The sequence below is a fragment of the Cereibacter ovatus genome (assembly GCF_900207575.1).
Lineage (GTDB): Bacteria > Pseudomonadota > Alphaproteobacteria > Rhodobacterales > Rhodobacteraceae > Cereibacter_A > Cereibacter_A ovatus.
In genome coordinates, this window is sequence record NZ_OAOQ01000014.1 from 49,614 (window position 1) to 73,714 (window position 24,101).

General features: G+C 62.6%; 20 protein-coding genes and 1 pseudogene. 10 read left to right on the forward strand and 11 right to left on the reverse strand.

Going from position 1 to position 24,101, the window contains the following annotated elements:
• The first annotated feature begins 79 nt into the window (after positions 1 to 79).
• Both CRO07_RS13590 and CRO07_RS19125 read left to right on the forward strand, forming a co-directional pair.
• Complete coding sequence (locus tag CRO07_RS13590; protein WP_176504574.1) at positions 80 to 1,132, forward strand: hypothetical protein; 1,053 nt, start codon at positions 80 to 82, stop codon at positions 1,130 to 1,132.
• A complete protein-coding gene (locus CRO07_RS19125; protein ID WP_097031228.1) occupies positions 1,129 to 4,092 on the forward strand; it encodes a TrlF family AAA-like ATPase in 2,964 nt (987 codons plus the stop codon). Before CRO07_RS13590 ends, CRO07_RS19125 begins: the two co-directional genes overlap by 4 nt.
• Positions 4,093 to 4,726: 634 nt before the next feature.
• Here the strand turns inward: CRO07_RS19125 and CRO07_RS13600 are convergent.
• On the reverse strand, positions 4,727 to 6,562 hold the full coding sequence (locus tag CRO07_RS13600; RefSeq protein ID WP_097031229.1) for a phospholipase D family protein: 1,836 nt from the start codon (positions 6,560 to 6,562) through the stop codon (positions 4,727 to 4,729).
• 92 nt (positions 6,563 to 6,654) lie between these two features.
• Here CRO07_RS13600 and CRO07_RS13605 point away from each other — a divergent pair, with 92 nt between their 5' ends.
• The 4 genes and pseudogenes from CRO07_RS13605 to CRO07_RS13620 all read left to right on the forward strand — a co-directional run bounded on the left by CRO07_RS13605 (position 6,655) and on the right by CRO07_RS13620 (position 9,177).
• Positions 6,655 to 6,828 carry a hypothetical protein gene (locus CRO07_RS13605; protein ID WP_235841007.1) on the forward strand — a complete coding sequence of 58 codons (174 nt, stop codon included), beginning with the start codon at positions 6,655 to 6,657 and terminating at the stop codon, positions 6,826 to 6,828.
• Positions 6,776 to 8,143: pseudogene (locus CRO07_RS13610) on the forward strand (phage terminase large subunit family protein); the annotation flags it as partial. The gene CRO07_RS13605 and the pseudogene CRO07_RS13610, both read left to right, overlap by 53 nt.
• Positions 8,144 to 8,651: 508 nt before the next feature.
• Positions 8,652 to 8,957, forward strand: coding sequence for a BrnT family toxin (locus CRO07_RS13615; protein WP_097031230.1), 306 nt, complete (start codon positions 8,652 to 8,654; stop codon positions 8,955 to 8,957).
• A complete protein-coding gene (locus tag CRO07_RS13620; RefSeq protein WP_097031231.1) occupies positions 8,926 to 9,177 on the forward strand; it encodes a CopG family antitoxin in 252 nt (83 codons plus the stop codon). Before CRO07_RS13615 ends, CRO07_RS13620 begins: the two co-directional genes overlap by 32 nt.
• A gap of 58 nt (positions 9,178 to 9,235) precedes the next feature.
• Here CRO07_RS13620 and CRO07_RS13625 read toward each other — a convergent pair whose 3' ends face one another.
• A complete protein-coding gene (locus CRO07_RS13625) occupies positions 9,236 to 9,430 on the reverse strand; it encodes a hypothetical protein (protein WP_097031232.1) in 195 nt (64 codons plus the stop codon).
• The gene (locus tag CRO07_RS13630) at positions 9,427 to 9,840 is read right to left on the reverse strand and encodes a helix-turn-helix domain-containing protein (protein ID WP_176504575.1); all 414 of its coding nucleotides are present in this window, start codon (positions 9,838 to 9,840) and stop codon (positions 9,427 to 9,429) included. The genes CRO07_RS13625 and CRO07_RS13630 overlap by 4 nt, the downstream gene beginning before the upstream one ends.
• On the opposite strand from CRO07_RS13630, the gene CRO07_RS13635 reads away from it, so the two are divergent.
• Genes CRO07_RS13635 through CRO07_RS13645 form a run of 3 tightly spaced genes read left to right on the forward strand, consistent with a single transcriptional unit; the run spans position 9,841 to position 12,532 of the window.
• Positions 9,841 to 10,572, forward strand: coding sequence for a terminase gpA endonuclease subunit (locus tag CRO07_RS13635; protein WP_268876258.1), 732 nt, complete (start codon positions 9,841 to 9,843; stop codon positions 10,570 to 10,572).
• Positions 10,572 to 10,781, forward strand: coding sequence for a phage head-tail joining protein (locus tag CRO07_RS13640; RefSeq protein ID WP_097031233.1), 210 nt, complete (start codon positions 10,572 to 10,574; stop codon positions 10,779 to 10,781). The genes CRO07_RS13635 and CRO07_RS13640 overlap by 1 nt, the downstream gene beginning before the upstream one ends.
• A complete protein-coding gene (locus tag CRO07_RS13645; protein WP_097031234.1) occupies positions 10,781 to 12,532 on the forward strand; it encodes a prohead protease/major capsid protein fusion protein in 1,752 nt (583 codons plus the stop codon). Before CRO07_RS13640 ends, CRO07_RS13645 begins: the two co-directional genes overlap by 1 nt.
• Positions 12,533 to 12,612: 80 nt before the next feature.
• On the opposite strand, the gene CRO07_RS13650 is transcribed toward CRO07_RS13645, so the two are convergent.
• The 4 genes from CRO07_RS13650 to CRO07_RS13665 all read right to left on the reverse strand — a co-directional run bounded on the left by CRO07_RS13650 (position 12,613) and on the right by CRO07_RS13665 (position 17,688).
• Positions 12,613 to 13,269, reverse strand: a complete 657-nt coding sequence (locus CRO07_RS13650) for a hypothetical protein (protein WP_097031235.1) — start codon at positions 13,267 to 13,269, stop codon at positions 12,613 to 12,615.
• A 12-nt stretch (positions 13,270 to 13,281) separates the two neighbouring features.
• On the reverse strand, positions 13,282 to 15,900 hold the full coding sequence (locus tag CRO07_RS13655) for an Eco57I restriction-modification methylase domain-containing protein (protein ID WP_141400071.1): 2,619 nt from the start codon (positions 15,898 to 15,900) through the stop codon (positions 13,282 to 13,284).
• Positions 15,801 to 16,412: a hypothetical protein gene (locus CRO07_RS13660; protein WP_407919634.1), complete on the reverse strand. Its 612-nt coding sequence runs from the start codon at positions 16,410 to 16,412 to the stop codon at positions 15,801 to 15,803. Before CRO07_RS13660 ends, CRO07_RS13655 begins: the two co-directional genes overlap by 100 nt.
• Before the next feature lie 121 nt (positions 16,413 to 16,533).
• Positions 16,534 to 17,688, reverse strand: a complete 1,155-nt coding sequence (locus CRO07_RS13665) for a tyrosine-type recombinase/integrase (RefSeq protein WP_097031237.1) — start codon at positions 17,686 to 17,688, stop codon at positions 16,534 to 16,536.
• Positions 17,689 to 17,904: 216 nt separating this feature from the next.
• Between CRO07_RS13665 and CRO07_RS13670 the strand changes: the two genes are divergently transcribed.
• Positions 17,905 to 19,344, forward strand: coding sequence for a DUF6880 family protein (locus CRO07_RS13670; RefSeq protein WP_176504577.1), 1,440 nt, complete (start codon positions 17,905 to 17,907; stop codon positions 19,342 to 19,344).
• Positions 19,345 to 19,772: 428 nt separating this feature from the next.
• Here the strand turns inward: CRO07_RS13670 and CRO07_RS13675 are convergent, their stop codons facing one another.
• The 4 genes from CRO07_RS13675 to CRO07_RS13690 form a co-directional block, all read right to left on the reverse strand.
• On the reverse strand, positions 19,773 to 21,038 hold the full coding sequence (locus tag CRO07_RS13675; protein ID WP_141400072.1) for a DUF3825 domain-containing protein: 1,266 nt from the start codon (positions 21,036 to 21,038) through the stop codon (positions 19,773 to 19,775).
• Positions 21,039 to 21,440: 402 nt separating this feature from the next.
• Positions 21,441 to 23,510, reverse strand: coding sequence for a capsid cement protein (locus tag CRO07_RS13680; protein WP_097031240.1), 2,070 nt, complete (start codon positions 23,508 to 23,510; stop codon positions 21,441 to 21,443).
• A 2-nt stretch (positions 23,511 to 23,512) separates the two neighbouring features.
• Positions 23,513 to 23,848: a hypothetical protein gene (locus CRO07_RS13685; protein ID WP_097031241.1), complete on the reverse strand. Its 336-nt coding sequence runs from the start codon at positions 23,846 to 23,848 to the stop codon at positions 23,513 to 23,515.
• Positions 23,845 to 24,090, reverse strand: a complete 246-nt coding sequence (locus CRO07_RS13690) for a hypothetical protein (protein ID WP_235841008.1) — start codon at positions 24,088 to 24,090, stop codon at positions 23,845 to 23,847. Before CRO07_RS13690 ends, CRO07_RS13685 begins: the two co-directional genes overlap by 4 nt.
• Positions 24,091 to 24,101: the final 11 nt, after the last annotated feature.

Here is a 24,101-nt window from a genome sequence, read left to right on the forward strand (position 1 = left end):
TCTGTCTGCATGTTTTGGCCTGCGAGTGCGGGTACTATGCCTGCAACATGTAGCGCAATTCAAACAAGGGTTCTTGATAGTGATCGTGAGCGCCACTAGCACAAAGTCCAAGGTCACCTTCTTGGAAACGGTTTATCCACCGATTTCCAATCAGGAGACTATCTGGCTTCAGAATGACCCGGAGGTGGAGGCGCTGCTGAGGCAGAGTGACTTCTATATGATAGGGGGGCGCGCCGAGGCAAAATACTTGAATCTCGTCATCGACCCTGAGGCCAATGCTATCACCTTTGACTTCGCGATTGGCGACGATTTTCGTGACCCCGTCGAGATCCGCATCCGCGATCTACCAGCCGTCAAGCAATCGAACGCTGATTCCTTTTGGATCGAGACCGGCGACAAGAATATCCGAATATGGGACGGACCGATCGGCGAGGCCAGCTCGAACGTTCTGGAGTGGTTCACGACCGAGAAACTGATTTGGGATCGGTCGCGTGGCCGTATGGGTATCGAGCGCTTCGATCGTTACCGCGAGGCCGCGATCTACGATCTCCTTTATGTCGGCATCGCCAAGGTCGGTGACAGCTTCGACCGTCTCATCAGCAATGGGCACAAAGCTCGCATGGAGATCCTCGGCAACGAGCCCCAGCGCTATCCCGGAGCGCGGGTGACCGACGAAATCTATTTGTTCTTGTTCAACGTGCAGCCGCTCATCATGACGACATTCGAGCTGGGCCATGACTTCGAGAACGAAGATTTCAGAAGCGCCTACGACCATAAGCGTATCGTCGCCGACGCCGAGAAGGCGTTCGTAAGCACCCTGAAGCCCGAATACAACGTGGTGAAGTTCGCGAGCTACCCGAAGGGTGCGGACGGCCTCTACGGCTCTGACTTCGTTCGATACGGCTACGCGATCTGCGAGGCCATCTCCTTCAACACGGCGCATGGCCGGATCAGGGGAAGCCGGGACGCGGACACCGGCTTCATCACTAATGATGCCGACAGCATCTTCGTCGAAGGAAACACTGTGAAGCTGTTCGTCTCGGGCGTCGACTTCTCGGCCGAGTCGCCGCCAGCCGCGCTGAATGCGGCTCCGCAAGTCGACAAGAAGGAAGAAAACCAGGGGGGTGTATGATCAATCGCGGTTCCGAATGGCATCGATGGGAGCCGCATATCCATGCGCCCGGCACCCTGTTCAACAACCAATTCAAAGGCCCGAGCGCCTGGAACGACTATCTCACCAGCCTCGAACAGGCGACGCCGGTGATACGCGCGATTGCGGTGACCGACTATTATTGTACCGACACCTATCAGGACGTTGTCCGAGAGATGAAGGAAAATGGCCGCCTGCCACAGGTTGCGCTTGTTTTCCCCAATGTCGAGCTACGGCTCGACGTGGCGACTGTGAAAGAACGCTGGACCAACATCCACTTGCTCGTCTGCCCCGACGATCCGAAGCATGTGGCTGAGGTGGAACGATTTCTCAGCCGGCTGAGATTTGAAGCCTTCGGCGACAACTTCGCCTGCACGAGAGAAGACTTCGTCAAGCTGGGCCGGAAATCCAAGCCAGAGCTCAGCGACGAGCGGGCCGCGTTCCGCCACGGGGCTTCGCAGTTCAAGGTCAACTTCGGAAAGTTGCGCGAAGAATACGGCAAGAGCGATTGGGCGAAAGAGAACATCCTGATCGCCGTCGCAGGGGCCGAGACCGATGGCACGTCCGGCATCCGCGATGCGAATGACGCAACCTTGCGACAGGAAATCGAGAAGTTCGCGCACTTCATTTTTGCCAGCAGCCCGGCCCAGAGGGATTTCTGGCTAGGCCGGAAAAGCGGCGTCGGAGAAGACCTGCTGCGCGAACGATATGACGGGTGCAAACCGTGCCTGCACGGCAGCGATGCGCATGAGCAGGCGACCGTCGCCAAGCCAGACGGCAACCGCTACTCTTGGATCAAAGGTGCGCTCGAATTCGATGCGCTACGCCAAGCCTACATCGATCCTGCGGGCCGGGCTTATGTCGGACCTAATCCCCCGTTTCGAGCGACGCCCGCACGCGTTGTCGCGGAGGTCGAATTGACGGGCGCCGACTGGGCGCAGACGCCCAAGCTCGCGCTCAACCCCGGTTTAGTCGCTATCATTGGGGCCCGGGGATCGGGCAAGACCGCGCTTGCGGATGCGATCGCGGCGGGATGCGACGCGACGGATGGACGATTGAGCAATGCGTCATTTATCGTGCGAGCGCGAGAGCATCTCGACGGCGTAGGCGTCCGGCTGAGCTGGGAGACCGGAGATCCGTCGGTGCGCCCCTTGCTCGACGATTCATTTGATCCGTCGCTCTACCCGCGAGCGCGGTATCTTTCCCAGAAATTCGTCGAGGAGCTTTGTTCGGCTGATGGCCTCAAGGACGAATTGCTGAGCGAGATCGAACGGGTCATTTTTGAAGCGCATAGCACGCTGGAACGCGACGGAGCGACGGATTTTCGTGAGCTGTTGGAGTTGCGGACGATCGTGTTGCGCGACAACCGCGGCCGTGACGAAGAGGCCATTGAGACACTCTCTGATCAAATCGGGCTCGAACGCGAGAAGCAGAGCCAGATCGTGGGCCTCAAATCGCAAATCACTCAGAAGGACGCGCTGATAGCGGGCTATATCAAGAGCCGAGACAAGTTGGTAACCGCGGGCAGCGCGGAGCGCGTCGCGCGGCTGAACGCGCTGACTGAAGCCGCCGATTATGTCCGGACGCAGATTCGGCTTTGGTCACAGGAGACTCAGGCTCTGCGCTCATTGCAGAACGACGTATCCGATTTCCGAACAAATCGCGCGCCGATGGCCCTGCGAACGACCAAGCAGAACTTCGTTGGTGCGCATCTCGATGATACGTCGTGGGAGGCATTCCGGCAGACCTACGCCGGCAACGTCGACGGGACATTGACTGAGCGACTGGCCAAGGCCGAGAAGGCAACTGCAGGGTGGCGAGGTAAGGAGCTGCCGCGTAAGACGAGCGACCAGGAGCCCTTTGTCGCTGACGACGCCGAGCTTAAGCAATTGTCGCTTGGCGAACTTGAGGCCGAGATCGGCCGCATTCAGCGCCTCATTAACATTGATACCGACACTGCCAATCGCTTGCGCACGATCACCACTAAGATCGGGGACGAGAACGCCACCCTGAAGCGGCTGAAGGATTCCCTGACCGACTGCGAAGGCGCGGCGGCGCGGACCACGCAGCTCCAGTCCGATCGAGAGAAGGCCTATTTGCGGGTCTTCGAATCCATTGTTGCCGAAGAACAAGTGCTGCACGCGCTGTATCGACCGCTCATGGACCGGCTTGCGCAAGCGTCCGGGACACTGCGCAAATTGTCGTTCTCAGTGTCGCGCCATGCGGATGTGCATCGCTGGGCGACAGAGGGCGAAGGCCTGTTCGACAAACGACGCACCGGCCCGTTCAAGGGCGTTGGCACTCTGGAGGCTTGGGCCAACGCGCTGCTGAAGCCGGCGTGGGAATCGGGCGATCCAAAAGCCGTTGCCGAGGCCATGGCGGGGTTCCGCCAGGCTCATCAGGCCGAACTGCTCGATCTCTCCGAGGTGCCGCGATCACAGCAAGCGGATTATCGCTCCTGGCTGAGACGCTTCGCCAAGTGGCTTTACGGCACGAGCCATATCGAGATCACCTATAGTATCGACTACGAAGCCGTCGACATCCGCAAGCTCTCTCCAGGCACGCGCGGCATCGTCCTGCTGTTGCTCTATCTCGCCTTGGACGATAGTGATGACCGCCCGCTGATCATCGACCAGCCGGAGGAAAACCTCGATCCGAAGTCGATCTTCGACGAGCTGGTAGAGCTATTCATCGCCGCGAAAAACGTACGCCAGGTCATTATGGTAACGCACAACGCGAACCTCGTCGTCAACACGGATGCCGATCAGGTCATCGTTGCGTTTTCCGGCACACATACGCCAGGCAAGCTGCCGCCCATTCGCTACCTGTCGGGTGGCCTTGAAGACGCGACGATGCGAAAGCATGTCTGCGATATCCTCGAGGGTGGCGACCGTGCATTTAAGGAGCGCGCGCGGCGCCTCCGTGTCCGCCTCGATCGATGAGGACGGAAGATGAGATGGAAAGCATGTTGGTCCGGATCGTGTCGGCCGATCTGGCGCTACATCTCTATCAATGGCCCGCAAACGCCGAGCGGGTTCATTTGAAGTCAACAACATTCGACAGTGCTGGCAATCTTTAGTGAGGTCCCGAAATAGCCATTCGCCCCCGTCATGTTGAACGGCAGCTTCCTGCGCTTTGGGTTCAATGTACTGTGGCTGCCGTGCCCTTCTGTGGCGCGTGCGATCATCGTCGTAGGTTGGGCGTCCGTGCTCTTGTCAACGTCTGGTCAACCCGCGAATGCCGCCTCGGCACTTCGGAAGCTGTCGAATCACGATGATACTTGGTAGATTCCAACGAGAGATTTTGCGATTTCAAAGGCTTGCTCGCTAACGCATTGATTTGAAGGGAATCTGAAAAATTACAGGGCTCGGCTCATAACCTGAAGGCCGTAGGTTCAAATCCTACCCCCGCAACCAGAAAATAACGCGTTATCAAACGCTTATGCGCCGCCCTCCGGGGCGGCGTTTGCGTTTCCAGCACCCGTGGAAGCACTGTGGAAGCAAGAGGGCGCGAAGTCCTTCATGTCGCTGCGTAAATCTGCACGCGCCGAAATTAGTGCAGCATGAGCGGCGCCCCTCAAGGGAACATCCTCTCGCAAGCTGACCGATGTGCCAGCGACAGCGCCTCTGGATCGATGCCAAGCCGATCAGCGTACTGGATGCTCATTCCGTCCATCACATCGGTGATCGACACTGCGAGCAGTTCGTCCTTCGAGAGGTGCGTCCTGCGATAGACCTGCTCCATCAAGGGAAGGATGTGGCGCTGTATCTTGGTGCGTTCGCTTGGTGAGAGCCGTGCACACAGGCAAGCATGCATGCACCAGAAGCAGGTGGCCCAGCACTCGAGCAAGTCGGCAGGAAGTTGGTCGTGGACGCTGTCAAGCTTCAAGAACCGTATGGCGGGCTTTGACCCGCCGAAAACTTTGAAAATCAGCCGTCCGAGGACGTAAGGCCAACTGTTGGGATCGCCCTCCACGGGTAGAACCTGCAAGCTTGTCCGATCTTTCAGCTTTTCGCCTGCCTTGTCCGTGCCTCTCCACGAGGCGGCACAGATGATCATCAGTAGTGCGCGAAGCCGCAGAAAATCGCGGGACGAAAGGCTGCCACTCTCCTGCTTGAGTTCGATGCGCTTAGCGAAGTCCGCGGCCGCCTTCACAAGCTGATCCTTCGTCGCCTGCGCCCGACGAGCGTTGCGACGCTGCTCTTCCTCGCCTCCGTCCTGAACTGGCCTCGAAGTCGGTTTGGCCGCGAACTCCTCCCCTGCCGCCATCGCGGCTTCGGCATTCTGGGTCTCGTCCCCGAGATCGAAGGCATCCTTCAGGGCGTCCTCGTCGTTTTCATCGACCGGCGTTACGAGCGAGTTCAACCCGACGATCCGGTTCAGAAAGCCGCGGACGATAGATACGTCGCTGCCGCCGAGGCTGTTGTGCTGAACATGCCCCGATTGGTGTGGCCGACGACCAGCGATGAAGTCGTCGTAGCTCAGTTGGCGATGCTTCTGGCCGCCTTCATCCGTTTCCTTTCGAGCCTTCGGGATGGAGACGCCTTCGCCGTGCCCGTCGGCATCGCGATCTTCGATCTTCTCGAGCAAGTCCTGCACTTCGAGCAAAGCGAGGGTGGCTTCTGTTTCGCCGTCCAGCTGAGCGAGCGCATTCTCCGTTTGTCGTGAGTGTGTTTCGCGAATTGCGATCTGCAGGGCATCTATGTGCGTGATGATCCCTGGCGTGAACTCGTGCGGCCCGATCAGTCGTGCGAAGGCCGGAAGGTCATCGGTTGCCTCAATCTGGAAGCGGATTCTCCGATGATCAGTACCTTCGAGTCGTGTCGGATTGCTGACCAGCGGCGCGCCGGAGGCAGCCAGCAATTCGACTTCATATGCCTCGGGTGCGCCGATTTGCGCAGCTGGTCGCCAGCTCAGCGTGTCGCCGTGAACTGCGAAAATGCCCGGGTGACTCTGAGAGAGGGCGTCGAACGGGATGTCTTCTTCGACGTGCAGCGGCGGCAGCTTCTCAGCCTCAATTCTCCTCTCGGGCGTGAGCACCTTCTCCAGCCCCAACTCCGAGACAGCCCGACCTGGCGGCAGCTGACGGTATAGGCTTGCCTCGCTGTTGGAGCCTGATGTGTTCCCAGTGCCAAGAGCTGCAACCGTGCAGTTCGCGCTGCCAATCAAGAGGTGGTCCGCCGTATCGGTTTGCGCGATCAGAGCTTTGGCATGGATGAAGCGACTGCCCCCAAAGCCATCCCGGCGATAGAGCGTGATGCCGGAAATGCTCCCTGTCGCATCCCGCGGGAACAACCCGGTGTCTGTGTCGATGAGCGCAGCGATTGCCCGTGGGCGAAGCCGCTCAGCAAGAGCCGACAGGGCTCCGAGCCGCTCATCCCAATAGGGACTGATGACGATCAGGCGTTTCACTTCGCCGTCGATCTCGCGGGCGACGCGTGCGCCTATGGGCTACAAGATGGACAAGGCTGTTCCGGCTGGCGCGGGAGGAACGGGACGCGTGGGTGACCTGGCCTGCGCGCGCGGCGGCGCTGATGGCGGCCGAGCTCTCGGCCTCGTGCCGCGACGCGACGGGCCAGCAAATCACCGTGGAGCCAGCCGCGATGCAGAAGGTCCTGGAAAAACATGTACGCGCCCACCTCGACGAACTCGCCGAGGTCCGGCCCGACTTCCGGTGAGAGCGGCGATGGCCTGACGCACTTCGACGGCGCGGGCGAGATCCTGCGCGCCTGGGGCAACGGGCTGCGGCCCGACCCGGACCTGACCGTCTCGGAATGGGCGGACCGGCACCGGATGCTCTCGGGCCGCGCCTCGGCCGAGCCCGGGCGGTATCGCACGGTGCGCACGCCCTACATGCGCGAGATCATGGATCGGCTGTCGCCGGGCGATCCCACGCAGCGGATCGTGTTCATGAAGGCTGCGCAGGTCGGGGCGACCGAGGCCGGCAACAACTGGATCGGCTTCGCGATCCATCAGGCGCCGGGCCCGATGCTCGCGGTCCAGCCGACGGTGGAACTGGCCAAGCGCAACTCGCGACAGCGGATCGACCCGCTGATCGACGAGAGCCCCGAGCTGCGGGAGCGGGTCAAGCCCGCGCGATCCCGCGATGCGGGCAACACGATGCTGTCGAAGGAATTCGCGGGCGGCATCCTGATCATGACGGGCGCGAACTCGGCGGTCGGGCTGCGCTCGACCCCGGCACGGTACATCTTCCTCGACGAGGTCGACGCCTATCCGGCCTCGGCCGACGAGGAAGGCGATCCGGTGACGCTGGCCGAGGCCCGGTCGCTGACCTTCGCCCATCGCCGCAAGGTGCTGCTCGTCTCGACCCCGACGATCCGGGGGCTGAGCCGGATCGAGCGCGAATACGAGGCGTCCGACCAGCGCCGGTTCTTCGTGCCGTGCCCGCATTGCGGTGCGATGCAGTGGCTGAAGTTCGACCGGCTGCGCTGGCAGAAGGGCCGCCCGGAGACGGCGGAGTATCACTGCGAGGGCTGCGAAACGCCCATCGCGGAGCACCACAAGACGGCGATGCTGGAGGGCGGCGAATGGCGGGCGACCGCGACCGCCGCCGATCCGACGACGGTCGGGTATCACCTCTCGGCGCTCTATTCGCCGATCGGCTGGCTGAGCTGGGAGCGGATCGTGCGGGCATGGGACGCGGCTCAGGGGTCGGACGAGGCGATCAAGGCGTTCCGCAACACGATCCTCGGCGAGACCTGGGTCGAGACCGGGGAAGCCCCGGACTGGCAGCGGCTCTACGACCGCCGCGAGCGCTGGACATCCGACACGGTGCCAGCTGGCGGGCTGTTCCTGACCGCCGGGGCAGACGTGCAGAAGGACCGGATCGAGGTCGACGTCTGGGCATGGGGGCGCGGTCTGGAAAGCTGGCTCGTCGATCATGTCGTGATTGAGGGCGGGCCGGACCGGCACGACGCGTGGTCGGAGCTGACGGCGCTGCTGGATCGAAGCTGGCCGCATGCCCGGACGGCCGCTTTCGGTGCTGGCATTGACGGTTCCGATTGCTTGGAAAAACGTGAGCGACAGTAGCTTACTTTTTCCAAAAGTAACACACTACCGATTGACCCTTGCCGGGCCGCTCCGCTTCAATCCGTGTGGCAAGGGATACCCCTGCACCCCGAACGGCCTTTCAGGCCGTGCGGCCTTGATCCGCCCCAGCCATGTGGGGGCGGTCGGATCAAGGCCGCCGCGCCACCCCCCATGCCCATTTCCGCAGAAGTGCATATGCACACGCACTCAAACGAGCTTATGTGCTTTTGCACGTTTATGTATTTGCAAATAAAAGACTTTTCGCATTTGTGCATATACACCTTTGTGCATTTGCAACTGTGCGCCTTGAGGGAAGCGCGAGGAGCCAGCCCCGGCCCGCTCTCCCCCACAGAGGGCCGTAGGGACGGGGCTGGCGGCGGTGCCGTTTGCGCATCCCTCACCGAAGCCGCATGTGTTGCACTTGTATACACAAACACCTACACTATCTCGCATGAAGGAGAAGATTGCAGGCTTCGATTGGGACGAGGGCAACTGGCCCAAGTGCGGCAAGCATGGGGTTGCCCAAACCGAGATCGAACATGTCATCGAGACGGCCAGGTTCATGGTGGATGACCCGAGCCCTAGCGAGAAGCGGTTCAGGACTGCCGGAAAGGCCCTGAGCGGTCGCTATGTGTTCGTGGCTTTCACCTTCCGGGAGAGAGGTGGGAAAACCTTCCTGCGTCCGATCAGCGCCCGCTACATGCACGAGAAGGAGATCAGGAGCTATGAAGCGCAAATGGCCCGAATTGACCTCTGACGAGGACGCAGAGCGTTTCGTAGAGGAAGCCGACCTCACCGAGTACGATTTCTCGCAGATGGTGCCGGTGAGCTTCGAGTTCGAGAAGAAGGCCGCGGCTCTCAATATGCGCATCCCGCAAAGCCTTCTGGATGCTGTTAAGGCCAAGGCGGCTGCGAAAGGGGTTCCCTTCACCCGCTATGTGCGGCTGCTCATCGAGCAGGATCTGGCACGGCCTTAGCCGCGACTGTTGCCACCGTCCCTGAGCGCGTTTGCTCACCGCTAGGCTGGATCGGCTCTTAGGTATTCAGCTTGTCGAGCAACTCCACGACGGCGGAGCCATCATCCTCTCGTAGCGCTGCGCGTGCGATCTCGATCCCCGCGAGGACGCCTCGCAGATAGGCTCCGGCCTCTGGGTCCGTCCGTCCAGCTAGATCGGAAGTCTCGACATGATCTCGGGCCGTGTTCAGCCGCTCGGTCTGATAAGGGGTCATTCTTCTGTCCTTCTTTTCCACGGCCAGAATGAGCGCCGTGGCCGGTTGGAGAGCTTAATGGCCATCTGCCGCCACTGATCCCGATCCGCTTCAGCCTGGTCGCGGGCACGTTCGGCTGCATCTGCTCGGGCCGTCGCCAAAGCCAGCTTCTCTCGCAGGTCTGCCAGGACTTCGGGGTGGGCATATGTGGGCATTTCCGGGTGGGCGTGCCCAGTGGGCGTCCACTGGGCATTTGCCCACTTGTTGAGGTCGTCAGGGTGGATCCGCCAGCGGTTGCGGTTGTCTCTTGAGGCTTTCAGTTCAAGGGTTTCTATGGCCCTCATGACGGTGCGCCGACTTACCTTGGCGATGTGGGCAGCCTGGGCAGGAGATATGGGCAAAAGGTGGGCGTTGCCCATGGGCAAGGTCATGTGCGCTTCCGGTGCGCCAACGCCCTTGGGTGTGCACCATCCTTTGCCTTCTCGGCGAAGGCTGCACGAGCAATATCGGCTGAACGCGGCGCGCATCTGCGGATCGCGCGGCTGGCCATCGACACCGGCTATGAGGCCCCGGCGGTCTATTCCTGGTCGCGGGCGCAGGGGTTTGGGCAAGTGTCGCCGGTGAAGGGTGTCGAGGGGTTCAATCGCTCGAGCCCGGTCTCGGGGCCGACCTTCGTCGATGCGACCGAGGGCGGCAAACGCCTGCGGCGTGGCGCCCGGCTCTGGACCGTGGCAGTCTCGACCTTCAAAGCCGAGACCTACCGCTTCCTGCGACTGGCGCGGCCGACCGAGGAGGAGGAGGCCGAGGGTGCCGCGTTCCCGCCCGGCACGATCCACCTGCCGACGTGGGTGGAAAGCGAATGGCTGAAGCAGGTCGTGGCCGAACAGCTGGTGACGGTTCGCACGAAGCGGGGCTTCGCGAAACTCGAATGGCAGAAGCTTCGCGAGCGCAACGAGGCGCTGGATTGCCGGGTCTATGCCCGCGCCGCCGCCTGGATCGCGGGCGCGGACCGCTGGCCGGACGAGAAATGGCGCGACCTCGAGGATCAGCTCGGGGCGGCGCCAACGGAAATCGATGGCGCGGGGCGGGTTAACCGGCCGCAATCCGCACCCCAGGGAAAACGGCAGTCGGACTGGCTTGGCCGACGCGGAGGATGGTTCTAATGACCGACTGGACGGAAGCCGAGCTCTCGGCGTTGCGCCGGGCCTATGCCAGCGGCACGACCCGGGTCAGTTATGATGGAAAATCGGTCGACTACGGCTCGGCCGAGGATCTTCTGACGCGCATCCGGACCATCGAACGCGCCATCGCGGGCACGGCGCGGCCGCTGCCGGTGGCGGGGCTCGCGGGCTTCTCGCGCGGGGACCGGTGATGTCGGCAAACTGGTTCGACCACGCCATCGCCACGGTGGCGCCGCGCATGGCGGCCCGACGCGTGCTGGCACGGCAGGCTTTCGAGACCCTGACGCGCGGCTATGATGGTGCGTCGAAAGGGCGGCGGACGGACGGCTGGCGCGCGCCGGGATCCTCGGCCGACACCGAGATCGGCGTGGCCGGTGCTCTGCTACGCGACCGGATGCGCGATCTGGTGCGCAACAACCCGCATGCGGCCAAGGCCGTGGCGGTGCTTGTGAACAACATCACCCGCATGCAGAAGGAGGCATCCATGCCTGAGAGCACGACCACCGTGGCCGGGGATGTCCCCGCCAGCACCGAGACCCGCCAGCCGCCTGTCGCGGCCCCGGCGAACTCCGAACCCGCCGCCGCGCGTATGCCGGATGCGCCCGCCACGCCCGACAGCGAGGCCATCGCAACTCGCGCCCGCGAGGCCGAACGCGACCGCGTCTCCACCATCTACGATCTGACCGGCCGTCTGAACCTCGAACGCAGCTTCGCCGACGATCTGGTCAAGCGCGGCGTCAGCGTCGACGAATCCCGCCGCCTTATCCTCGACCAGATCGCCGCGAAATCCGACGAGACCCGGACCTTCCCGCATGTCTCGGTGCCCCTCGGCGGCCGCGACGAGCGGATCACCCGCCGCGACGCCGTGGCGAACGCGCTGCTGCACCGCTACAGCCCCACGCTCTTCCCGCTCGAGGATGCCGCGCGCCAGTATCGCGGCATGACCCTGCTGGAACTGGCCCGCGAAAGCCTCGGCAATGCCGGGGTCAACACGCGGGGCCTGTCGCGCGACGAGGTGGCGACGCGCGCGCTGCACTCGACCTCGGACTTCCCCGAGATCCTGTCGGCGGTCACCAACAAGACCCTGCGGCAGGCCTACGACGCCTATCCCCGGACCTTCGCGCTCTTCTGCCGCCAGGTGCTGGCGACCGACTTCAAGTCCATGCACCGGGTGCAACTGGGCGAGGCGCCGCAGCTTCTGGAAGTGGGCGAAAGCGGCGAGTTCAAGCGCGGCACCCTTGGGGAAAGCAAGGAGAGCTACCGCGTGAAGACCTATGGCCGGGTCGTCGCGATCACCAGGCAGGTGCTGATCAACGACGATCTCGACGCCTTCACCCGAATCCCCGCGATGTACGGCAACTCCATCGCGCAGCTGGAAAGCGATGTGGTCTGGGGCATCATCACCGCGAACCCGGCGATGGCCGATGGCAACGCGCTGTTCCACACCACGCACAAGAACCTCGCCGCAACGGGCGCCGCGCTGGACGTGGCGAGCGTTGGCGCGGCCCGGGCGGCGATGGCGCTGCAGACCGGCCTCGACAAGAAGACGGTGCTGAACATCCGCCCAGCCTTCCTGATCGTGCCCGCCGCGCTGGAACTGAAGGCCGAGCAGCTGGTGGCGCAGAACCTTGTCCCCGCCGACAGCGCCAAGGTGGTCCCGCAGTCGATCCGTACCCTCTCGCCGATCAGCGAGCCGCGCCTCGATGCGGCCAGCGCCACTTCCTGGTATCTGGCGGCGAGCCCGAACCAGATCGACACCATCGAATACGCCTATCTCGAGGGCCAGCAGGGTGCCTACATCGAAAGACGAGCTTCGGTCCGCGACCCTGGGCGGCGATGCCCATGTACATCCGGGCGGGGTCGTTCGTTGCCGGCACAGTCCGGGCGAAAAAGCTGTCCGTGCGATCCACGCCGGGCGGCGGGAAGATCCGCGCACCGATGAGTTGCGTCGCCATGGGAACCTCCACAGGCCGCAGCTAATCTTGCGGAAGGCCAAATGCAAGGATTTATTGCGCACAGCGGTCAGGCGATCTGCGCGACCTCCTCGATCCGCGCGGTGCCGGCTTCCTCCTCGAAGTAGCGGTCCCCACCGCTCAGGGACGCGCAGAAGAGGTCGGCAAGGACGCTGCCGATCCGTCGCATGTCGTCGTGAAAGAGGTCGAGCTTCAGGATCCTCTGCGCTCCGCGCTCGGCGTTGAACTTCACCCGGAAGCCTGCGAGCAGCGTCTGCCCCGTGCGGGCAGACTGCTTGTGGATCGGCTTGATCGTCCGGCCGTCTCCGTGTGCGAGGGCGTCGCGGAGCCACTTGAAGAAGTCCTCGGCCGTCATGGCCTCGAAATCGGTGTTGATCCTGCGGTCCTCGATCTCGCGCCCGTCGGCGCGGTCGACCAACACTAGCTGGGGCATGGCCAGGGACAGCCGCCACGGATCTTCTGTGATCCGTTTCTCCCGCATGGCTTCCCGAACATCATGGGCGCGGTGGTCGGCATGGTCCTGCCACTGGCCTCGCTGCCCTTGGTTGCCTGCGACCCATGCGCGGTTCTTGGTCCAGAGCAGGACGCTGCTGAACAGGGCGAAGGTCTGCGTCACGTTGAAGGTCGTCTGCGGCGGCTCGTCGAGCATCGCCTTCAGGCGGTTCACGATGGCCCATTCGACATGTTCGTCAGCGATGCCGCCCATGAGCCACCTCCTTCATTCGTCCTCCCCATCGTCGTCTGGGTTCTCGTCGTCTTCTTCCGACGCCGTCAGCCCGGCAGCACGTTCGGCTTCGGCGCGTTCGGCATTGAGGGCGAGGAGGCGGGCGAGCACCTCGTCCTTGAACTCGGACGGCCAGTCGAGGCGCGTTTTGGCCTGCTTGCCTTCGTCGGCGTCCTGCTCGACGAACTCCGGCTGCGCGCAGTCGGCAAGGTCGTCCCACCCATAGGCGCGCAGGACGGCATCATCCATGTCGGCATGCCGCTCCCGCAGGCGAGCAATATCTGGGGCTTTCTCGAAGCGGTCGTGGAAGCGGTTGTAGGTCTTAGTGAGGCCTTCACCGCTGCCAGACATCAGGCTAAGCCTTTGAGAGAGAAATGCTTCTCCCTTCGTTGCTAGTTCTTCAATGTGCCCAGACTTGACAGGGAAGGGGAACGTTTCAAAGCAGGCTCCAGTCGAATAATTCAATGTTTCTCCAAGCGTGGAAGCAAATGTTTCAACCCACAACCAGTGAGCGCGTGTATTCAAGACGCAGTCCATAGGCCCCGGTGGAGCCGCAACCACTATCGCTTTCTGATCGAATATTTGCGCTGAAGTGACTCGCGAAAAGCTAATAAACTTTGTGGCCTGCGAGCAAACGAGAACGCTTGTTTGTGACCTTATCTTATCATAAAGCTTGTTCTTCCGGTAAGCGAACTGCCACCATCGGTTGCGAAGGTCCTCTCGCTTCTGTTTCACTCTCTCAGGCTTCACGTATTCTTCTGCAATTTCGACAAGCTCGGGAAATCTCGCTCGCGCATCGGAGAGGGGCATATTCTCCAAATCAAAGATAAATCGGGAAGCTGCTTGTGCGGGATGGTTGTTGATATCATCGCCGCCCAGATAGGGAAAAATTCGGCTCTCTGAATAACGATTGGCCAAAACAACTTTTTCAAGCATAGGCGTTGAGGGGCCAAGACCCTTCTCATGTGCCGAGTCATCAAAAATGAAGCCTTTTCCAAGTGGAATCGATCCTTGAAACGCAAGGCCTGCGTTTGCGACTAGCCTATGGGGAGACGCGTCCAAGTCGCCTTCGACGAGATACGCCGAGATTCGTGAAACCGCTTTGCCATCGAGCAGCGGCTTAGACGAAAGGCGTTCAGTCTTCACTATGTGGACGACGGCCACGATCACCATTGCGTCGCCTGGCCATCTCAGACGTCGGACCGCGTGTGAGATGCGAGCTTGACCCTCAAGAATTATCGTTAGGCCGGATAACCTCGTTTCACCTTGACCGATTGTCTTCGTTGCAATTAACCCCAACGCTCCACCGGCGCGAAGCAATTTGAAGGCATGTCGGAAGAAGTGGGCCACTAGGTCCGCGTTGCCATGTGAGCCTGGCGAAGCTTCCGAAAGCCAAGCGGCGTAGTTAGCGCCATACTCGCTAGAGATCTTTCGACCGCCCAAGAATGGTGGATTGCCCACGATGGCATCGAATCCGCCATTCTCACGCTTGAATACTTCTGGGAATTCGATGACCCAGTGGAAGGGAGGTATACCTTGGACTCCCGCGCGCAGCGCATTCCCTGAAGCCTCAAGCAGGTCCCAACGGGCGGGCCTGCCGGAGAACCAGCTTTCTGCATCCGCCCGGGCTTTCTCGCGTGCTTTGGCCTTGTCGGCTGAGAAAAAGGCCGCGATCACCGCATCCCCCAACAGCCTGACAGGTGAAAGGCGCGTCTCGACATGCTTGTGCCGCTGTTCCTGGATCGCGCGCATGGTGTCGTCCGGTGCTGACCGTATCTCGGCCCGGGCCCGGTCCGCCTCGGCCACGCGCTCAGCGACGAGCGGCCGCAGCAAGGGCAGGCCGGGCTTCGACGAATCCCAGTTCGCAGCGGCGATCTGCTCGGGGGTCAGGCCGACGAGGCTGTCGCCGCATTTCAGCGCATGATCGAGGAAGGTGAACTCGTGATCCTTCGCGAGGGTGGCGAGCCACAGCGACAGCTTCGCCAGATCGACCGCGCGCGCGTTTCTGTCGACCCCATAGAGGCAACGCTGCGCCACGAGGCGGCGGGCATGCAGATCCTCGTCCTCATCGGGGGGAATGACCGGTCTTTTCTCCGGCCAGTCCGCCCAGGCCTTGACCAGCCGCGTCGCGATGGCGCGGCAGGCCTCCACCAGGAAGGCGCCCGACCCCATGGCCGGGTCGCATACCTTCAGATCGAGGATTTGCTCCGGCGTCGCATCCGGCCCGAGCCGTTCGAAAGCCGGCTCCAGCGCATGTGCGACGATCGGCTGGGTGAGGCTGCGGGGCGTGTAGTGGCTGCCGGTGCGGCGGCGCTCGTCCGTCGGCTGCAGGATTGGAGTGCCGGGGGACGCGATTACATGGCGGGGCGATCCGCGCTCGTCCACGATGCCATCGAAGGCGGCGGCAAGATCCTCCACCGTCGCTGCCGCCTCGACCGGCTTTGCCTGAGCGGCCGTGAGCGAACGGCCGACGTTCTCCTTCAGATCCTTGATCCGGTCCTTGCCCTTGCGTTTCAGCAGTTCGTCGAGCGCAACAAACACGGGCGTCCGGTTGTTCTTGCCTGCCTTGATCGCGAGCACGCGGCTTTCGGCGACCTCAACGGTGAAGCCCATGACCGTCTCGTAGACCGAACCGATCTGCTCGACGTCCAGCGTGCGGTAGGACAGCGGGGCTCCGGGTTGGACAGGGACTGATACTGCACCTCGATCGCCTCGGATCGGCGGATTGCGTCGACCACAGACCGAAGGGTTTGAGGATCGACGCCGCGCGCCGGGGTAGGCGCGGAATCGTAGGCGGGCAGTCCCGCGATCCAGCAGTCGTCCTCATCGAGGATGCCGTCAGCGACCGACCGCAGCTGGGCCAAGTATCGACCGGCATCCAGCTTGTCGAAAACCGGCTTGAAGCCAGGCTGGCGCACATAGGTCCGAAGGCTGCGGTCGTAGTCCATGTTATGAGGAGCGAGGCCGATGTAGCGGCTCAGGTCGGATGACGCCTGGTTCACCGACAGCCCGAACTGCTCCATCACATCGCTGCGGTTCACATGCCCCTCCCAAAACAGGCGGAACTCGATGAACTCGAGCCTCTGCTCGACCCCCCAACGAAGCTCCGACCTGTCGTTGCTCACCACGCTCTCCCGTCATCGGTCGATGCGCATGGAAATCATGCGCGCCCAATTTCTGGGCCTTCTTGGACCGTAGCCGCACGATGCTTGGGGATCAATCGAAAAGGGAAGGGTTGGCGCGCGATTATCCCAAGGATTGCCGCAGGTTCTGCGCGACGGCATCGGCCGCCATCCGCACTGGTTCCGCCGCGAGATGGGCGTATCGCGCCGTGGTCTGGACCTGCGTGTGGCCAAGGAGCTTGCCGATCATCGGCAGGCCCTGACCGGAAGCCACGGCCGTGGACGCGAAGGTGTGGCGCAGGTCGTGGATGCGGACGTCCTTGACCCCTGCACGGGCGCGGACGCGCTGCCAGAAGGGTTGCAGATCGCTCAGGGGCTTGCCGGACAAAGTGCCGGTGATCACCCACGGGTTGCCGTCAATGCGCTGGGCGCCCCGCAGCAGGTCCACCACCGGCTGACCTACATGGACGACCTTCGCGCCTGTCTTGGAATCCGGCAGGCGCAGGGCAGGGACGTCGAGATCGACGTAGGACCATTTCAGGGACATGATCTCGTTCAGGCGGCAACCCGTCAGGATCAGCAGGCGCGCGGCGAGGATGGCCGAGGCCAGTTCCACCCCTTCCGCTTCCATCTCGCGCAGCACCTCGCCGATCCGGCGCAGCTCGGCCGCGCTCAGGAACCGTTCGCGCTTTTCCTCGGGGTATTTCCGGATGTGCTTGCGCGGGTTGGTCCCATCAGGACGTAGGCCCCACATCTCGGACAGACTGAACATCTTCGAGATCACCTCGAGGCAGCGATTGGCCTGATAGGGAATGTGGCGCAGATCGTGGTGGAACTTCGCGACATCCGCCCGCGTGATCCCCGTGACCGTCAACTGCCCGAGGGCGGGCAGGATGAAGCGTTGAAGGTTCCGGCGATACTCTTTCCCCGTGCTCGCCTTCACGCGGATGGCGATGTGTTCCTTGTCGAACCGTTCAGCCAGTTCCTTGATCGTGATGGCCTTGCGTCCGGCGTCGCGTTCCGCGGCAGGGTCCTGCCCGTTGCGCGCGGCGGCGACGATGGTGATGGCGCGGGTCCGTGCCTGTTCGCAGGTCAACACGGTGCTGGGCCCGAGGCTGATGCGCCGTGACCGGCGCCCCGCACGGTATTGCACGACGTAGCCTTTCCGCCCGCTTGGCAGCACCCGAAGCCCGAAGCCGGGGATGTCGCTGTCCCAGACGAAGTATTCGGTGGCTTGGGGCTCTGCGGCGTCGACGATGCGCTTGGTGAGTTTGGGCATGGGAGTGGCTTCCGGGTTCTCTGGATTCCACAGTGCGCAATGCAGATGACTAGTCAACGAACACATTGATATTGCGTGTAAAAAGGAAAATCCGCGCAATCTCACGCAGGGGCTGCATCGCAGTCGAGCGCGGACAGGATGGTCCGCAGGAATCAGAACGCAGGTTCCGGTCTTTCGGCCGTGCTGCTAAGGTCCGCGAAAAGAAACGGAATCCCGATGGCGTCGAAGTCCACCCTCAACGCAAAGAACCTGGAGGCGCTGGGCACTGAGCGTCTGGCGCAGCTGCTGATCGAGATCAGCACCGGCGATGCCGCTGCCAAGCGCAAGCTGCGCCTTGCCCTGGCCGGAGCAGAAGGCCCGAGGGAGGCGGCGCGGGAGATCGCCAAGCGGCTGACCAGCATCGCGAAGGCCCGGACCTTCGTGAACTGGCAGAACCGCAAGCCGCTGGTGAAGGATCTTCAGACCCAGCGCAGCGCCATCATGGATGAGATCGCCCCGCATGATCCGGGTGAGGCTCTGGCGCTCTTGTGGCGGTTCATGGGGCTGGCCACGCCCGTGTTCGAACGCTGCGATGACAGCAGCGGCACCGTCATCGACATCTTCCACCAGGCCTGCGCCGATCTGGGCGAGGTGGCCAAGGCGGCTGATGCGGCGCCCGAGGCGCTGGCGCGGCAGGTTGTAGACGCGCTGCAGGACAACGGGTTTGGCCAGTATGACGGTTTGATCGCCATCATCGCCCCGGCGCTAGGCCCCGACGGCGTTGCGCACCTCAAGGCACTGGTTGAAGAGCTCGGCCGCACGCCGGTGCCGGTGCCGCCAAAGAGCGAATGGCAGGCTGTCGGCTGGGGCAGTGGTGGCACGCGCTATGCCCACGAGATGGAGGAACGCGCGCGGCAGAGCACAGTGGAGATGGCGCTGAAGGACATTGCCGACGTGCAGGGCGACGTCGATGGCTTCATCGCGCAGTATGACCCGAAGACCCGCAAGGTGCCAAAGATCGCGGCCGAGATCGCGCAGCGCCTGCTGGCGGCCGGCAGGGCAGGGGACGCGCTTGGCTTCATCGAGCGGGCCGAGGTGAAAGATGCGCGCTGGATCCCGCCGGAGTGGCAGGACGCCCGACTTGCCGTGCTGGAGGCGCTCGACCGGAAGGATGAGGCGCAAGCATTCCGCTGGGCGTGCTTCGAGCGCGACCTGTCGGGTGAGCACCTGCGGGCCTACCTGAAGCGTCTGCCGGATTTCGACGATATCGACGCCGAGGAACGCGCGTTGGCGCATGCTGCTGGCCATACCGACCTGCTTGGCGCACTGGCCTTCTTCCTGAACTGGCCATCGCTGGCCCATGCCGCGCAATTGCTGATCGACCGGCAGGACGAGGTCGACGGCGATCACTACGAGTTCCTGGCCCCGGCGGCCGAGACACTGGCCGAGAAGCATCCGCTGGCGGCGACGGTGGCGCTGCGGGCGATGATCGATTTCACGCTGACCGAGGGGAGGCAGAAGCGCTATGGCTATGCCGCCCAGCACTTGGCAACCTGTGCCGATTTGGCCGGACGGATCGAGGACTTCGGACCGGTTGAGCCGCACCTTGCCTACGCCGCGCGCCTGAAGGCCGAGCATGGCAAGAAGACCGGCTTCTGGTCAAAGATGGAGGAATGATGGACGTGCTACCGGAAAATCATTCCGCCACCCATTGGAAGCATGGTGGAAGCACAAGGGGGAAAACGGCTGCGCAATCCTGACAATCCGCGCGAAGGCCGCCCTCGGGGACCCGGCTTGCAACAGGCGGAAACCGCGCAACAACTCGCGATCCTGCGCGATTGTTCATGGTTCGTTCGGCACGGCTCATAACCTGAAGGCCGCAGGTTCAAATCCTGCCCCCGCAACCAGTTTTTCCATCAAGATATCAAAGGTTTAGGAAAAAGCACAGCGCCCCACGGCGCGCTTTTTGCGTTGCAACACGCCACAACACATTGCCCAAAGATTCCAAACCCTTACGATCACCCCCGATTCCTCCGTGCAACACCCATGCGACACAGTTCGGCGAGGTGTTCGCCGAACATTCTCGTCGACCTTTGCGGCGCGCATCAGGGCTCAAGCCATTCCCTGTCGGGACGAGCAAGCAAGCGAGCATTGTTGTAGGCTTGGTCAAGCGTCAGCACGGTTGAACTCAAGTAAGCAGTCTTCTCCTTGTTTTTCTCCACTGTCAGCGCAAGGTCGGCCTTCTTCGGCGTCGTGAGACAGATTGGAAGAAGAAGCTGCAATCTGCCAGGACCGCCTTTGTCCCGGAAGAACTGCGGAATCGCAACTTTGTAGTTCCGGTAGGCCCGCTTCTTGGTTTCGGCTTCCGCGGCGATCAGCAGTTGGCGTGCAGTGTACTCGTTCTTCTGCAGTTCTTGTGGGAACCGATCTAGGCGAGCAAGCACATGGTCGATGTTGATGTGCAATTCGATACGCCGGTCGAAGATCAACTCGGCGGGGTCATCAAAGAACTCCGCCAAAGGAGGCATACGATCCCCGAAGGACGAAATGAAGTCTCTATCGCTCCTCTTAACCCACCGCACTAGTTTCCAAGGTCTTTGCGCTGGATCCGAAAGCCTGCGTGCAAGGCCATAGATCTCCTCCTGGTTTTCGGTGACGAGGCCAGTGTTGAAGGCAAGCAGGCTCTCGTCAGCGCTCAGCACTACGCCCTTTTCCATTTCGAGCAGTCGTCGAAAAGTGTGTGACAAATAGCTTTCAAGGATTGGGTATTCAGTGTGGCTCTTTGTCAGCCGATAGTCCCATGGCTCATTCTCCGCCAAACCCTTGTCTTTCTCTCCTAGGCTTGCCTTCCAGTTTGCTCCGAAGAACTCGAAGTGATCGTGGAACGAATCACTATTGTCGGAACCTGGTTCAAAACCAACTCGCTTCGTATCGACAGCCGTTAGACCACGGTCACCTTGTTCAACAGAGTACTCGACGATATCGCCTGCACGCAAAGCGGAGCCAAAAGATGCAACATTGCCAGTGCTGCCAATGTGGACTTGACCGTCGTCGCCATCGATAAAGCCGAATTTCGTCGAATCGTTGTAAAACTTCACAACACCACGAAGGCGTTTGATCTCGGGTGTGCTGTCGTTCATGTGTGGATCGAGAATGACTTGGATTTTTGATGCTTGCTGACGCCCGTCCGGCAGTTCGCGAACTTCAAATTCTAGTCTAACGCCCTTTCTGAGACTGTCTGGGTTGTCAACAAACGCGTCCTTGACATAAATGTTCTTGCTCCGGTCACCGTCTGCGCCATCCGGTTCAATGTGACCGAATCGATAACCAGTTGGATGGGTCTTCCAGCCGAGGAACGTGCCGTTTGCCATTTTAATTCCGCAGTTTAGGGGTGTGTTGTGACGTCACGAGCGAACAACCCTGACCATAGGTCAGTGGAGTGCACAGAAGCAAGCGGCCCAAATTCAATCGGGCCGCTGCTCGCACAGCAGGCTATCGCCAAGTTTTTGGGGTTTTTGAACCGCGTCGTGCCTGCGCAGTTGTGCGCGGCTTCCACTTGTCCGGGTTAGTTGCAGCTGAGCCTTTGCCGTAGCCGCGACCCGGTTTTCCCTTGCTACCAGATTTTTGAAGGCCCTGGACTAGCCATCCGATCAGTCGCATTTTGGTCTCCTCTTTGCGGAATATCACCCGGAGACCTAGAGTGAGTTCCGTAGCAAAAGGCATTGTGTCCGTCAATGCTGAATATTCGTTGGCGTCGGCCAGACTGTAGGGGCCTACGCCGCCACCGTTGCCACGCCATCGAGGCGCACAGCGACGCTGGTGCTGCCATTCCCTGCCGCCTCGGTCGCCACGCCCACGAGGAAGCGCCCAGCGCCCGGCACATTGATGTTCTTTGCCGTGTTGTCCCAGGCAACGCGCGCGCCGATCCGTACCTTCAGACTGGTCTGCGTCATCGCCTGGCAAATCAACTCGCCGCCCAGCGGTTCCTCGCAGTTGTCGATGGCGATCAGCACGTCGCCTGCGATCAGGGCTGCACCGAGCCGCTTTTCCATCTCCTCCTCGGTCTTGCCCTGCGCGATGACCGGCGCGGGGCGTGCGGTGGCGATCATGCTGGCGATGTCGACCAGCATGGATTTGCCGGTGCCAGCGGTCGGCGCGTTGAACCCGTGCAGCGGTGCCGTGGGCAGCGAACGGCGGATCAAAGTGGTCAGGATGGCCGACAGCGCCACGGAGCGGTCGGCGGGCGTCACGAAGGGGAAGCTGCCGATCAGGTCACGCAGGAAGGCCAGCGCGCGCACGGCCGTGTCGCGGTCGGGCTCGCGCGGCAGAAGGGGGAAGCGTTCACCCTGCGGGTCGAACAGGAGGCCCGTCTGCGCGTCATAGCCCGGTTGGTCGAGGATCGAGCCATCCTCGCGCAGCGTGGGCGCGTTGATGATCCCGGTCAGCACCGGCAGACGCCACTGGCCCTCACGCGCCAGATAGGTTTCTGCGAGGCGCTGAGAGCAGTCGGTGGGGATCCAGTCCCCGGCACGCATGTCGTAGCGTTCCCAATATGCGGCCTTGGTGAAGGCCTCGGCCATGTGGTGGGCCCGGACATGGATGAGGCGCGGCGCGTCGATCTGCCTGCCGCCCGAGATCGCCACCGGCACCATGGCCGGGCGCACGACAATGCTGCCGCGCTGGTAGAGGCCCAGCCCTGCCCCCAGCAGCGCCTGTTCCGCCTCGTCGATGGTCTCGGGCATCATGCCCGCGCGGATGCGAATGAGAGGGCGGTTGCCCTCGGCCGCGCCATCGTCGGACGCCTCCCGGCTGGGGTGGGTCGTGCGCACGCGGCGGTGTTTCTCGGCCCGCCAGCCGTTCTGCCGGGCCAGCCAGAAGAGGGTGCCTACCGTGACATTGCGCACGGTGGCGAAGCTGTCCCACTTCTGCGCGGTGTGGGCGGGGTCGTTCTTCGCGGCCTCCGCCGACCAGGCCTCCCACAGGGCGCGGCCATCGGGGCCGAGCGCAGCATAGAGGGCGAGACCCACCTTGATCCAGTCGTCATAGGGCAGGTCGTTGTTCGGGATATGGGCGATGGCCTCCGCGATCAGATCCTGTGACGGCGCTTCTTTCGGCTTAAGGCCCGCGACCTTGCGCCCCTCGCGGTCGATGTCGCGCTTCTCTGTGCTGGTCTGGCCGCCCGCCTTGCGCAACGCCTGCTCGGCGGCGGCGATGAAGGCGGCGCAGGTGTCGCGGCTGACCAAGGGCAGATCGGCCAGCGGCACATTGAGCGGCGAGCGGTCGGGCCAGTGGTAGGGCGCCTTCGTGCCCGGGTGGATGCCGAAGCCCACGAACTGCTGCCCGGTCGCCAGCACCTCAACGCGCGCCACCGTGCCGTCCAGCATCTGGAACTCGCTGGTCTGCACCTTGTCGAAGGGCGCATCGGTGCGGAAGGCAAGCAGGCATTTCGGGGCCTTGCCGATGCGCAGGAGCGGCGTCGGGCCGAGCATCGCCAAGCCCATGTCCCGCAGCCGGTCTGCCTGGCCTGCGTCCAGCACGTCGATATCGACGCCGACCAGATCGCCGCAGAGAAGCCCGGTGTTGGTGCAGTTGCGCTGCGCCCGCGCCCAGCGGGCGATCTCGGCCTCGTCGGCGCTGGCGCAGACCGTCTCCCATCCCTTCATCATCGGCCGCTTGCCCGCCGCCTTCATCGCGACATGCGCGCCAAGCACCGGCACCGGGCGATAGCCGTTGCGATGAAGCGCCAGGCGCAGGTCGGTCGGATCCTCGGGCAGGGCAATGGGGAACGCGCCGCCTGCGTCATCGCCGGTCGTGTCGTCGGTCAGGCGGGTCGCGTCCTCCATGGTCAATCCTCCTCCACCAGGTCCCACATCGCGAAGTCGTCGTTCCAGCGTTCTTCATACCCGGCCAGGCTGCCGATCAGGCGCTGCGGCCCGTAGTAGACCCGCTCGGCGATGTGGCGCGGATCGCGGTCCCGCGGCGTCGTGACCCGGAGCGTGCAGTCCAATTCCGACCGCAGCCGGTCCAGCGCGGCAACCGCCTGTCGCGCCTCGATGTGGGGCGAGGTGCCGGGCAGGGACTGCCGCACGACATACATGAGCACATCGCGACAGCCCCGGATGCGATTGCCCAGCACCACATGATCGTCGGTGGTGATGTCGAGAAGCCAGTCCTCGCTCATTGCGCGCCCTCCTGCATCTCGATCCAGCCGAGCAGCCGGGATTTCCGCGCACAGATGACATTGCCCATCCGGAAGACCGGCAGCTTCACCTTGGCCTCGCTGGCGTAGTAATAGACCTTCCGTCGCTGCCCCGCGTCGCCGAAGACGAATTGCGCAATGGCGTCCGCACCGCGCAACAGATCGTCGGCCAGCGCCGGGCAAGCCTCTCCCGTGGCGGGACGAGCCCGCATTCCTTCCTGCATGTCCTGTCCTC